The sequence below is a fragment of the Geofilum rhodophaeum genome (assembly GCF_002210225.1).
Lineage (GTDB): Bacteria > Bacteroidota > Bacteroidia > Bacteroidales > Marinilabiliaceae > Geofilum > Geofilum rhodophaeum.
Map to the genome: position 1 here is coordinate 74,404 of NZ_MWUJ01000008.1, position 12,941 is coordinate 87,344.

Annotated in this window: 11 protein-coding genes; 1 reads left to right on the plus strand and 10 read right to left on the minus strand. The window is 47.4% G+C overall.

What is annotated here, in order from left to right; all coding sequences use genetic code 11:
* Positions 1-19 precede the first annotated feature (19 nt).
* Positions 20-1,396: a TolC family protein gene (locus tag B4W65_RS09085; protein WP_240509526.1), complete on the minus strand. Its 1,377-nt coding sequence runs from the start codon at positions 1,394-1,396 to the stop codon at positions 20-22.
* A 14-nt stretch (positions 1,397-1,410) separates the two neighbouring features.
* The gene (locus B4W65_RS09090) at positions 1,411-2,031 is read right to left on the minus strand and encodes a TetR/AcrR family transcriptional regulator (protein WP_088654838.1); all 621 of its coding nucleotides are present in this window, start codon (positions 2,029-2,031) and stop codon (positions 1,411-1,413) included.
* Positions 2,032-2,295: 264 nt separating this feature from the next.
* Here B4W65_RS09090 and B4W65_RS09100 point away from each other — a divergent pair, with 264 nt between their 5' ends.
* Positions 2,296-3,246, plus strand: a complete 951-nt coding sequence (locus tag B4W65_RS09100) for a diacylglycerol/lipid kinase family protein (protein ID WP_088654840.1) — start codon at positions 2,296-2,298, stop codon at positions 3,244-3,246.
* A 957-nt stretch (positions 3,247-4,203) separates the two neighbouring features.
* On the opposite strand, the gene cysN is transcribed toward B4W65_RS09100, so the two are convergent.
* From cysN to B4W65_RS09140, 8 genes are all read right to left on the minus strand, one after another.
* The gene (gene cysN / locus B4W65_RS09105; RefSeq protein ID WP_240509527.1) at positions 4,204-5,481 is read right to left on the minus strand and encodes a sulfate adenylyltransferase subunit CysN; all 1,278 of its coding nucleotides are present in this window, start codon (positions 5,479-5,481) and stop codon (positions 4,204-4,206) included.
* Positions 5,482-5,504: 23 nt separating this feature from the next.
* Positions 5,505-6,410: a sulfate adenylyltransferase subunit CysD gene (gene cysD / locus B4W65_RS09110; protein ID WP_088654842.1), complete on the minus strand. Its 906-nt coding sequence runs from the start codon at positions 6,408-6,410 to the stop codon at positions 5,505-5,507.
* 215 nt (positions 6,411-6,625) lie between these two features.
* Entirely contained in the window at positions 6,626-7,471 is an 846-nt protein-coding gene (locus B4W65_RS09115) for an enoyl-ACP reductase FabI (protein WP_088654843.1), read from the minus strand.
* Positions 7,472-7,554: 83 nt separating this feature from the next.
* On the minus strand, positions 7,555-9,207 hold the full coding sequence (gene recN / locus B4W65_RS09120) for a DNA repair protein RecN (RefSeq protein ID WP_088654844.1): 1,653 nt from the start codon (positions 9,205-9,207) through the stop codon (positions 7,555-7,557).
* Positions 9,208-9,241: 34 nt separating this feature from the next.
* Positions 9,242-10,174 carry a type IX secretion system protein PorD gene (gene porD / locus B4W65_RS09125; RefSeq protein WP_240509528.1) on the minus strand — a complete coding sequence of 311 codons (933 nt, stop codon included), beginning with the start codon at positions 10,172-10,174 and terminating at the stop codon, positions 9,242-9,244.
* A gap of 27 nt (positions 10,175-10,201) precedes the next feature.
* Complete coding sequence (gene coaBC / locus B4W65_RS09130) at positions 10,202-11,416, minus strand: bifunctional phosphopantothenoylcysteine decarboxylase/phosphopantothenate--cysteine ligase CoaBC (protein ID WP_088654845.1); 1,215 nt, start codon at positions 11,414-11,416, stop codon at positions 10,202-10,204.
* 114 nt (positions 11,417-11,530) lie between these two features.
* Positions 11,531-11,869, minus strand: coding sequence for a DNA-directed RNA polymerase subunit omega (locus B4W65_RS09135; RefSeq protein ID WP_088654846.1), 339 nt, complete (start codon positions 11,867-11,869; stop codon positions 11,531-11,533).
* Positions 11,870-11,897: 28 nt separating this feature from the next.
* Positions 11,898-12,710 carry an outer membrane protein assembly factor BamD gene (locus tag B4W65_RS09140; protein ID WP_088654847.1) on the minus strand — a complete coding sequence of 271 codons (813 nt, stop codon included), beginning with the start codon at positions 12,708-12,710 and terminating at the stop codon, positions 11,898-11,900.
* Between the last annotated feature and the right edge of the window lie 231 nt (positions 12,711-12,941).

Genomic DNA, 12,941 nt, shown 5'->3' on the forward strand with positions numbered 1-12,941 from the left:
ATTTTAAAACTAAAGTCACTTACTCTTCACGACCAAGAACCTGTCGGTATTCGGTTTCGGCCGATAAATAATCAAACATAGCCTGGCTCAAATTTAGCTTAGCCTGAGTCAGCGCCATTTCAGCATCATTCAACTCCAACAAAGTTCCCGCACCGGCCTTATACCGGGTTTGTGCAATCCGAAATCCTCTTTCGGCCAGACGAACCCCCTCACGATTAGATTCTATTTGCTCCAGGGCCTTAAGCATATTGGTGTTTGCATTGTTGAGCTGAAGCACCAGGTTGCGCACGGTATAGTCGCGCTGTAATTGCAGCTGCTCTCTTCCCACAGCCACCTGTTTCTCCTGATTCCGAATAGAAAAACCCTGGAAGATCGGAAAACTCAATTGCAAACCTGCCGCCAGTGGATTGGCCCACTGATAATCCCCAAATTTAAAATCATTGGCCTGTGCCACAGCCTGATAGCTCATAAAAGCCGATAAGGTAGGATAACGTTGTGAGCGCACCAGCTTAAACTGGGTGCGCATCTTTTCCAATTGCAAATCAAGTTGGGTCAGTTGCGTATTCTGCTCCAGCATTCCGTCTCCGAAACCAGCCGTCTCCGACAATCCCACGCCTTCAAAATCAAACAAGGCCTCACTCACCTTAATGGGAATTTCCTGCCCCAGTCCAAGCAGCACCCGTACCATCATCTCAGACATCCTAACGCCATTCTCGGCTTGTACCAAACCAGGTTTTAAATTCCGTACCTGTACCTCACTGCGAATGACATCGTATTCAGCCACCAAGCCCTGCCCATAAAACTGACGGACACTTTCCAGATTCACTTCAGCATTCTCTACACTTTGAGCCATCACCTCATAAGTATCTCGGGCCAAAAGAAAGGAAAAATATGCCCTTCTCACCTCAGCTTCCATATTGATGCGCGACGCACGCGCCGATTCCAGAGCCGCCTTCATATCGTGCTCAGACAGCTTGATGTTCTGAAGCAGGGACATCGAAAAAAGTGGCATTCCGGCAGTTACCGAACCCTGAAAACTGTTCTTATAACCCATTTCCATAGCTCCTCCTGAGCCAGGACCAAAAACACCCTCTGGCAAAAACAACACCGGCAACTTCATGTTTCGGGTGTATGATCCTTCGGCTGAAATGGCCGGGAACAAAGAGCTCCATGCCTCCTTGCGCGCATAATCAACCCGTTCAACCTCCTTATTCGCAATAACAATGGTTGGGTTGTCTGAAAGAGCAAGCTCCAGGGCTTTGTCCAAAGTCAGCTCCAGACTGTCGGCGCTTTGATTTACAGGCTCCTGTCCCGTAGCCCTACCAGCATTCACCACAAGAAAAAGCGCCAATACCATAACTGCCATTTCCCTTCTGCCTGTTTGTCTAAACCTCATAATATTCATCTGTATTACAGTTGTTTCTTTTGATAATCACTCAACAGTTGATCCAATTCCTGTAGGCCATTCTTAGTTGAAATTCCACGAATGGTTGTCAAAAAGAGGGTTTCAAAAAGCTCGGACTGACTATATAATTCAGGGGGAAACACGTCCCGGCGATTCATAGCCAACATTTGTTCCATAAATATTTTAGCCACAAGCGCAGCATTGGTGCCCGACCTGAAATAGCCTCCCTTCATCCCCTGTTCAATCAATTTTCGAAGCTGGTCCACCATCGCATCCCTTCGGTAGGCAACCATCTCGTTGTACAGCTTAGGGTAATACAGGCGAAGATCCTCAAAAAAAGCAGGATTGATGATCTTGACTGAGTGGGAACCATAATCCAAAACACGCAGAACAAACTCCAATAAATGTTCGCAATTGCCTTCCAGATGAGCAATCTCTTCATCATTTTGGGCAAAAGACGCAAGCATGCAACAATGAAGCAATTCGGTTTTATCCCGAAAATGCTCATAAATCGTTCTTTTCGACATGCCCAATCGACGCGCCACTTCATCCATGGTTATCCTCCGCACCCCTTCATTTAAAAAGAAGCGGCAGGCTTCCTGCACAATTCGCTCTTTCACTTCCATAACTGGCTATAAACGAAGGCCAAATATACCATAGAAAACTACAAAAACCAAAATAGTTTTCTGCTTTTAACTCAAATTTAACAATAATCTAAAATGCTGAAATTCAGCCTGTTAAAAAAACCACAAAACCAATAGAACCAACGCCCCTCTGCACCCTTCTTTGGAAAAGCCCGAAAAGCAGACCCATCCCAAAAATCAAAAACCGCTCTGTCGGTCCGACCTATAATTGTTGTATATTTGCAGGTCACAAGGGACTGAAAAAAAATGAGAAAGAAGATTCTCTTCATCATCAACCCGGTTTCGGGCATTGGCAAACAAAAGGCCATTGAATCTTATATAAAGGAGGGCATCGACACCAAGCTTGCTGCTGTTGAAATCCTTTATACGCAACACAAGGGGCATGCCTTTGAGCTGAGTCGGAGTGCAGCCAATCACTGCCAGATGGTTGTGGCTGTAGGAGGCGACGGCACTGTAAATGAAGTGGGACGTGGGCTTATTGGAAGCCATACCGCTCTGGGCATTATCCCCACAGGTTCGGGGAATGGCCTTGCACGTCATCTCGAAATTCCCTTTAAAGTCAACAAGGCCATACAAGCGCTGAACAACCCACTCATCAAACCCATCGATGTCATCCGAATGAATGAGTTCCACTCACTCAACGTGGCAGGAATTGGCTTCGATGCCTTCATCAGTCACCTCTTTGCCCAACGCAAAAGACGCGGACCCCTGGCCTACATGCAGTTAATGACCAAAGAATTTGCCACTTACAAATCGGCCACCTACCAGGTCACCATCGGCAACGAAACCAAGGACTGGAATGCTTTCCTGATCAGCTTCGCCAACTCTACCCAGTACGGCAACAACTTTCACATCGCCCCTCAAGCGAGGGTGGACGACGGGCTCATCGACGTGTGCCTCATCCGGGATTTCCCCAAGTATACCGCCCCGGCACTGCTCATCAGCATGCTCGATCAAAGCATCGACAAGAACAAGTACGATATGATTGTAAAGGCCCCGGAAGTCACCATCTCCCACCCCACGCCTATGCTTGGCCATGTAGATGGCGAACCCGTGGAACTCGGCACTGAAGCCAAAATCAGCATTCTTCCCCTGGCCCTGAACGTGGCTGCACCACCCCCTGAGCTGCGTCAGCCTCAAAACTTCTTCTCCCCCCTCATGGAAATGCTTCCCTCTATGCCCATCAACCGCAACTGACCTCCACACCCTCCTCCACTCCGGAAGGGAAGTAGTGTAGAACAGCTGCCTTCAGAAAATAGCGTGATGAACAAGGATGCGAAACGTAACAAGCACGGCTCCACTCCGGAAGGGAAGTAGTGCAAGATGGCGACCTAAAGAAAACACCGTAAGTGAACAAAGGAGTGAAACGTCAAAAACATCGCTGTTTGAGCCACAGGCGAGTTCGATGTTTTTAGTGAAACGACTGCAGTGAACAGGTGTTTTCTGTCAGGCGCAAGATTGCACTACGACCACCCGAGTTTCGATGCTTGTAGCGGAGTGAATGGAGTGAACAAGAAACAGGCAGCAGCGCAGAACAGCTGCATCAAGCAAAACTCCGGAAGGGAAATAGTGCAAGATGGCGACCTACAGAAAACACCGTAAGTGAACAAAGGAGTGAAACGTCAAAAACATCGCTGTTTGAGCCGCAGGCGAGTTTCGATGTTTTTAGTGAAACGACTGCAGTGAACAGGTGTTTTCTGTCAGGCGCAAGATTGCACTACGACCACCCGAGTTCGATGCTTGTAGCGGAGCGACTGAAGTGAACAGGAAACAGGCAGCAGCGCAGAACAGCTGCATCAAGCAATACTCTGGAAAGGAAGTGGTGTAGAACCGTGGCCTTCAGAAAATCTCGTCCAAGCGCAGATACAGCTGTTCAAGCCTCTGAGTGTTTCCGTAAGTGAACGAAGAAGCGCAGCGTTACAAGCACAGCTCCACTCTGGAAGGGAAGTAGTGTAGAACAGCTGCCTTCAGAAAATAGCGTGATGAACAAGCTTTCCTACCGTTACAAGCATCGCTGTTTGAGCCACAGGCGAGTTCGATGCTTGTAGGTAGGAAAGTGAAGTGAATAGCTATTTTATGTAAGCAGCAGGAATACACTACGACAAAGGCCACACCCTTTCAGGTATGGCCTTCACACTAGATCAAAAAACGCTTCTACAGCAACATCCCTGCCGCCACCGTTTCATTCGTCGCCTCATCAATGAGGATCACACTGCCCGTCATCCGATTCACATTATAAGCATCAAAAAACAAAGGCTTGGTGGTGCGTACCGAAATCCGCGCAATATCGTTCATTCCAACAGAAAGATCCTTTTCCTCCTTCTCCAAAGTATTGATGTCCATCTTATACTGAACCTCCTTAATCATACAACGCACCTCAGCGGAAGTATGCTTTAAGGCGTATTTACCACCCGGCACCATCTTCTTATCATTGAACCAGCAAATCATCATTTCAATATTTTGATCGGTTCGGGCTGCGCGACCGTTGGTGGACTTAACAATCATGTCGCCACGACTGATGTCGATGTCGTCCTCCAGAGTGATCGTGACCGATTGCGGGGCAAAAGCCTTATCGAGCGACTCCTGATACAGGTCAATGCTCTTTACTTTGGAGGTGAAACCAGAAGGCAGCACGGTTACCCCATCGCCCACAGAAACAACCCCACTGGCTACACGACCCGCATAGCCGCGATAATCCGGCCAATCCTTCGATTGCGGACGCACCACGTACTGCACCGGAAAACGAAAATCATCGCGATTGATATCGCTGCCAATATGAATGTTCTCCAAAAGATACATCAAAGTAGGGCCATCGTACCAATCCATTTTCTCGCTCCTTGTCACCACATTGTCGCCCTCCAGGGCGCTAATGGGCACAAAGCGAACATCCTTAATGCTCAGTTTTGAAGCAATGGCTTCAAAATCCTTAACAATTCCTTCAAAAACCTCCTCCTTATAGGCCACCAAATCCATTTTGTTGACACAAATAATCAGGTGAGGAATCTGCAAAAGAGAAGCAATATACGCGTGTCTGCGGGTCTGTTCCAAAACACCCTGGCGGGCATCAATCAAAATCAAGGCCGCATTGGCCGTACTGGCACCAGTCACCATATTTCGGGTGTACTGAATGTGGCCCGGGGTATCGGCAATAATAAACTTGCGCTTGGGCGTGGCAAAATAACGGTAAGCCACATCAATGGTAATGCCCTGCTCGCGTTCGGCACGCAAACCGTCGGTCAGCAATGCCAGGTTCACCTGCTCGCCACCGGCCCGTACACTGGCCCGCTCTATGGCTTCCATCTGGTCCTCAAAAATAGCCTTGGAATCGTACAACAGGCGACCTATTAGGGTACTCTTACCATCGTCGACACTGCCCGCTGTAGTAAAGCGCAGCAGCTCCATATCTAAATATCCTGAATTTTTTCCGCTCATGATTCTGTGTCTGTTGAAAATGATTAAAAGTAACCTTCCTTTTTGCGGTCTTCCATAGCTGCATCCGATCGCTTATCGTCGGCACGCCCACCCCGTTCGGTAACCCGGGAAGCAGCCACCTCCTGAATAATGTCCTCCAGACTGTTGGCAGCCGACAAGGTGAGGCCGGTACAGGTAATGTCGCCAATTGTACGGCAACGCACCTGCATTTTTTTCGGCTTTTCATTCTCCCGCAACTGCATAAAAGGCGCTGTCGCCATTAATACACCGTCGCGTTCAAACACTTCTCTTTCGTGGGTATAATAAAGGGAAGGCAATTCAATATTTTCCATGTAAATGTATTGCCATACATCCATCTCGGTCCAGTTACTTATGGGAAAAACCCTAAAATGTTCGCCCATATTTTTACGTCCATTGAACAAGTTCCACAACTCCGGACGCTGATTCTTCGGATCCCACTGTCCAAACTCGTCACGGTGCGAGAAAAAACGTTCCTTAGCACGGGCCTTTTCTTCGTCACGGCGACCGCCACCCATAGCTGCATCAAACTTCAACTCTTCTAAAGCATCCAGGAGGGTTACGGTTTGCAGTTTGTTGCGACTGGCATTGATGCCCGTCTCCTCCTGCGCCCGTCCTTTATCAATAGAATCCTGCACCAAGCGAACAATACACTTAGCACCGGTTTTTTCCATCAATTGGTCCCGGTAATCCAGTGTTTCCTGAAAATTATGTCCGGTGTCGATGTGCAACAAAGGAAAAGGAACCCTTGCCGGATAAAATGCCTTAAGCGCCAGGTGAAACATCACAATGGAATCTTTTCCACCTGAAAACAACATGACGGGATTTTCAAACTGGGCAGCTACTTCGCGAATCACGAAAACAGACTCAGCTTCCAACTCCTTTAAGTGATTGATTTGATACTTATCCATGAGTTTATTTTATATAAGACCACGCAAATTTAACGCTTTAAAGGGAGATTTTGAAATAATCCCCTGAAGGATAAAACGAAAGGCCGACCCCAAGGGTCGGCCTTTGCGGCACAATAATGTTCTATCTGTCAATAAATCAGCCCTCATAAACCTTCCAATCCGCTAGGAATAACCAGTTAAGCGAGGGCACAAATGCGTATTAATACGCATCCGGTTTAGTCCTCCATCTGCACTTCGTTGGGATCAAAACTCTTATTGTATTGTTGCATAGCACGCATGCTCATACCCATGCTGGAAAAGCCTCCATCGTGGAACAGGTTCTGCATGGTGACCTTCCGCGTTAAATCGGAAAAGAGCGTAATACAATAGTTGGCGCAATCTTGTGCATCGGCATTACCCAGCGGAGACATGCGATCTGAAAAGTCGATGAGACCGTCGATGCCCTTCACCCCGCTTCCGGCAGTGGTAACGGTGGGCGACTGACTGATGGTATTCACACGCACTTTCTTTTGACGACCATAAATGTAGCCGAAACTACGCGCAATGGATTCCAGCAGGGCTTTGGCATCGGCCATATCGTTGTAGCCGTAAAGGGTACGCTGGGCTGCCACATACGAAAGCGCAACAATAGAGCCCCAGTCGTTCATGGCATCCATTTTAAAGGCAGTCTGAATAACCTTGTGGAATGAAATGGCTGAAATATCAAGCGTTTTTGCCAGATAATTGTAATCCAAATCGTTGTACAGACGCTTCTTGCGTACGTTCAAGGACATACCTATTGAGTGCAGAATGAAATCAATTTTACCACCGAGTACCTCAGTAGAAGTCTTGATCACATTCTCCAAGTCGGCCAAATTCGTGGCATCTGCAGGAATTACAGTTGCTCCGGTTTTTTCGGCCAGCTCGGTAACACTCCCCATACGGCAGGCAACGTGCGTATTCGAGAGGGTAAACTGAGCGCCCTCGGCATGTGCCATCTCAGCCACTTTCCAGGCAATGGACATGTCGTTGAGTGCCCCAAAAATAATCCCTCTTTTTCCTTTTAAAAGATTATATCCCATATTAGTTTTGATTTTTGAAGCTACAAATATAAGCTATAATCCGCCCGAAAGAAAAACTAAAGCGATTTTTGTTTTTATTAAGTCTATTTAAGGAATTCGCGAGCATTGGTCAGTGCAGCCTCCGAAAGCTCTGCCCCACTGAGCATTCCGGCAATTTCCAGCACGCGCGCATCGGCGTCGAGGGCCTTAATTTCGGACAAGGTGTGGGCTTCGGTATCGCGTTTAAAAACCTTATAATGATGCTGCCCCTTTCCGGCGATTTGTGGCAAGTGGGTAATGCTGATAACCTGCAGGCTTTGCCCCATTTCCAACATGATGCGCCCCATCCGGTCGGCAATTTCGCCGGAGACGCCCGTATCGATCTCATCAAAGATCAGAGTTGGGAGACTCCGTGCAGAGGTCAAAAGAGACTTAATGCACAACATCAAACGAGACAGTTCTCCACCTGAAGCAACTTTGGGAATGTCGCACAAATCTCCATTTTTGTTGGCCGAAAAGAGAAATTGTATCAAATCACGCCCCTGTTCACCATAAGACCCGCTGTCCTGATGCTGCAAACGAAGTCGGGCATTGGGCATGCCCAACTCAGCCAACTGACCCGCTATGCGCTCCTCAATTTCTTTAAAAACAGCCTTTCTGGCTGCAGAGAGTTCTTGAGCCATCTTTTGCAGGGCCTCCTCCTGAGTCGCCACCCGCTTATTCAAAACCTTCAGGTCCTCGTCAAAAGCATCCAAACCGCCCAATTTTTGTTCCAATTCGACCAACAAAGCCAATAAAGCCTTATTGTTGTCCACATGGTGTTTCTGCTGCAACGAATAAAGCAAATCAAGCCTATCCTGAACCATGCGAATCCGCTGCGGATCAAACTCGACCGATGTAGCCCGGTCGCCCAATTCTCTGGCCAGATCCTTCAATTCAATGTAGACCGACGAAAGCCGCTCAGACAGTTCTGAGCCGTTTTCAAGATAATCCGCTATTCTGCCCACCTCCTGGTGCACTTGATGCAGGCCGTCCAAAACCGGAAACTCCTGCTCCATCAACAATAAATTGGCTGTAGCCAGCGCCCCCTTTATCTCTTCGACGTGACTGAGTTGCTGCAACTCTTTTTCCAACTCCTCCTGCTCCTCTTCCTGCAGCGCTGCCTCACGCAATTGAACCGCCTGAAATTCCCAATAATCCCGATCGGCTTGTTGCTTTTGGTTTTGTTCAATCAAAGCATCACGTTCTTTGACCAGCTTTCTGTAGGCACGAAAGACCTCCTTGTACGACTCCAACAGCTGTTCATTGCCCGCCACTGCATCCACCACTCCCAGCTGAAAATCATTGGTCCCCAACAAGAGATTTTGATGCTGCGAGTGCACATCAATCAAATGGTCGGCCAACTCCTTCAAAAAAGCCAGCGTAACAGGCATATCGTTAACAAAAGCCCTCGACTTGCCGCTGGGCAATATCTCCCGTCTGATCAGGGTTTCTTCTTCATAGTCCACATCTTCCCGGTGAAACAAGCTTTCCAGGGCATAACCGCTCAAGTTAAATCCGGCTTCCACCACACACTTGCGGGACTTATCGCGTAAAACAGAAACATCACTGCGCTGTCCAAGAATCAAGGATAAAGCACCCAGCAATATGGATTTACCGGCTCCTGTTTCACCAGTAATTACAGTGAAGCCCGACATAAAGTTAATGTCCGCAGCATCTATAAGTGCGTAATTCGAAATAGATAGGTGATACAACATAAATGAAGTGCTTTAGGCACAAATGTAATAAAAATTACAACCTGTTGTCGTCCTTAAGCAAGGCCTCATACTTATCGGCATTAGCCGGGTTAACCTCTTTCAAGATATTCACCACACGGGCTTTCTCCATAGATGGTGAAGCAGAAAAAACATTCTGAATTTCTTCGGCTTTGGCATCGAAGAAAAAACTCAGTGCAAAAGAATTGGGCCGCTGGCGATACACCTTTTGCAAGAGTTCAAGAGCCGAAATCATAGCCGCCCGTCCCTCCTCGGGCTTGTCGGCCATCAAATCAAGTCCCCTCCGGTGGTACTGATAGGTACAATTACGCAAGGGCGTATGGTGTTCATTCAACAGGTTTTCGACCAACCAGTATCGATTGCGCGTACTCTCGAAAGATTTCCAACCCGATTCACGGGCATTTTGTGACATATTCACAATGTTTTGAGCCTGACGATAATAAGGCGTACCTCCCGAGGAAGAAAAGGAATCGTAATCGTAGCCCAGAATAACGTAGGCGTAATAGGCCAAAATCGCTACCAGGTTCGACTCCATATTATTTTCATTATACACCAGGGGTTCAAATTCAACATAACGAAAATGAAGATCCTGATCCTGAAAGTTGATCAGGGGCGACGAATAGGAAGAATTAAAAACAGGCCGCCTTGCCTGAATCTGCAAAGTACCCTTAAACTCATCGCTGCCAATTTGTTCGCGAATATTGATCATTATCGAACATTCTATGCGCTCCTCATTCTGATACACATGCTCCGTCCAATTTTGGCTGTTCATAAACTCCATAATGGAAGTCTGCAAAGTCTCAAAAACTTCTCGATTGGTCCCCTGAATGCTGGGTGCAACCACCTGCACCATACAACGGAGTTCCTGGGCACTCAAACGCTCCTGAGGCAGCAACAACATCACGCCAAGAGCCAGTAAAAATCGACTAAAACCAAGCTTCTTCCACATAAAAAAGGACTTAAAAACAGTATTACTCTAGTTGGTAATGAGACAGGCTTCCAGATGATCCACGATATCTGACGCCACCTCTGCCTTTGTTTTTAACGGAAAGTCGCGCCTTTTATTATCGGCGCCAATAATACTGATCTTATTGGTATCGCCCATAAAACCCGCTCCCTCTTCGGCCAAAGAATTCAAGACAATAAAGTCAAGGTTCTTTTTTTCGAGCTTTAGACGTGCATTCTGCTCCTCATTGACGGTCTCCAGGGCAAAACCGGCAACAACCTGCCCCGGCCTTTTCTGAAGACCCAATTCGCGAGCTATATCGGGGTTAGGCACCAGCTGTAAACTTAAGGCCTCACCACTGCGCTTGATCTTTTGGGCCGCAGGCTGCGCTACCCGATAATCGGCCACTGCAGCAGCCATAATGGCCCCATCGCATAAGGGAAAAAGTTCCTGGCAAGCCGCCAGCATTTCCGCTGCGGTGGTAACCGAGCTGCGGTGAATATTTGGATGCACAGTTTTCAAGTGCACAGGTCCACAAACCAGCTCTACCCGGGCGCCCCGGGCTGCCAATTCCTCAGCCAGGGCAAAACCCATTTTCCCCGAAGAATAATTACCAATAAAACGCACCGGATCAATGGCCTCATACGTTGGTCCGGCAGTTAACAATATGCGCTTAGCGCTCAGCGGCTTTTTTTTTTCAGCCCCTACAAACCAATCCTCCAGCAGCTGAACAATTGCTTCAGGCTCCTCCATGCGCCCCTTCCCTTCGAGACCGCTGGCCAAAGCCCCACTGGCGGGTTCAATAATGGTGCAACCCCAACTTTGCAGGGTCGTCATATTTTGAAGCGTAGAGGGATGCTGAAACATATCCAGGTCCATAGCCGGCGCCACAAACACGGGACACCGGGCCGACAAATAAGTCGTAACCAACAAGTTGTCGCAAATACCATTCACCATCTTACCCATGGTAGAAGCAGTTGCCGGAGCAATCAGCATGGCGTCGGCCCACAGCCCCAAATCGACGTGACTGTGCCAGGTACCATCTCCGCGCTCAAAAAACTCGCCCAACACGGGTTTCCCCGAGAGGGCCGACAAAGTGACCGGCGTGATGAACTCTTTCCCGGCTTTGGTCATCAAAACCTGTACTTCGGCCCCCTTCTTCACCAAAAGGCGAAGCAGGACCGCAGATTTGTAGGCAGCGATACTTCCCGTAACGCCCAGCACAATTTTTTTCCCTTTAAGCATGCTATCTGTTTGAGGGCTCAAGTTAGAAAAGCCTTAGGTTTACAACAAAAAAAAGATAAAAGAAAGTCGGCTTTCTTTTATCTTTTTAGAACTTCTCAGCAGGATAAACCTTCCTTACAATACATCTGGATTTTCTTCCTTACCGGGGTTACGGAAATAAACATTATCCTCCATAAACTCCGTTACGGCCAAGGCTGAGGCCTTAGGCAAACGCTCATAAAAACGGGAAATCTCAATTTGCTCCCGGTTTTCAAATACCTCTTCCAGGTTGTCGGTATAAGAAGCGAACTCCTGCAACTTACGATTGAGTTCCTCTTTCATATCCACACTGATTTGATTGGCACGCTTAGCCACAATCATAATGGATTCATAAACGTTACCAGTGGGCTCCGACAATTTGGCGGTATCCCAGGTAATGGTGTTTGTAGGTGCTTTTGACTTTTTAAAATCCATAGTACTATCTAATAAAACCGGTTGTTTGCTAATTCAACAAGGAGCTCACCTCCTCAAATATCTTATTGGCCTGACTCAAATACTGACTCTCGGGAAATTCATTGATGAAAGAATAGTATTCGTCCAGCGTGGACCGCAAGCGTTCTTCCTGCTTCTCCTCAACACTGTTAACAGCCTCTATATAACGGGCATCCAGGATAAGAAAAGACAACTCCTCCCGAAACTGAGTGTCGGGATAATCGTCCAGCGTGTTGCGGGCTGCAATAACTGCGCTTTGATAATTATTGCCCATGTAATCACCCAAATTGTAATACAAAGTGGCATTCAAATAGGCTTTATACACCAATTTATCACGCAACTCATCCATCAGGGTAGTGGCTTCTTTCGCCTTTTCGCTTTGTGGGTACAAATTAATGAAAAGCTGAAAAGCATCCAGGGCATTGTAGGTCTCCGTTTGATCAAGTCGGGGATTGGGCGACATTTCGTAGCTGCAATAAGCGGTCATGAACTGCGCTTCCTCCGCCAAATCGCTGGTCGGATAATTCTGCACGAAAGTGGAAAAATAGTGCTTCGCCGTAATGTAGTCTTTCATGTTATAAAGACAATCGGCATAAATATAATGAGAGGTCTCCGATTTCTCAGTACCCCTGTATATCCCAATCAGTCCACCAAAAAGAGTACCGGCACGCATGTAGTCCCCTTTCTCGTAGTACCCCATGGCCTTTTCGTACTTGAGGTCGTGGTCGTTGCTCTTCAGCAACTTCTGGTATTCACTGCATGAACCCAGTGTTGCCAACAACAGCAGCATGGCCAGACTTCGTAGTATCCAAATCTTTCTCATAAGCGCTCTAAAAAGTTTTCGATCAAAGTCTTGAACGGAAACATCCGGCAAAGATAAAGATTTCCATTCAATTCCCTAAGCATATTTTAATAATAAAAAGCCTGAGACAGCACCTCGTTATTATTGTGCCGCCAACGGTGTGCTGCAAAACAAATTTCAGGCCAGACTTACCCACCGGCTCGGCTTTAATAAATTTAAAGCGGATAAGCCGGTAATATTTAAAAAACATTA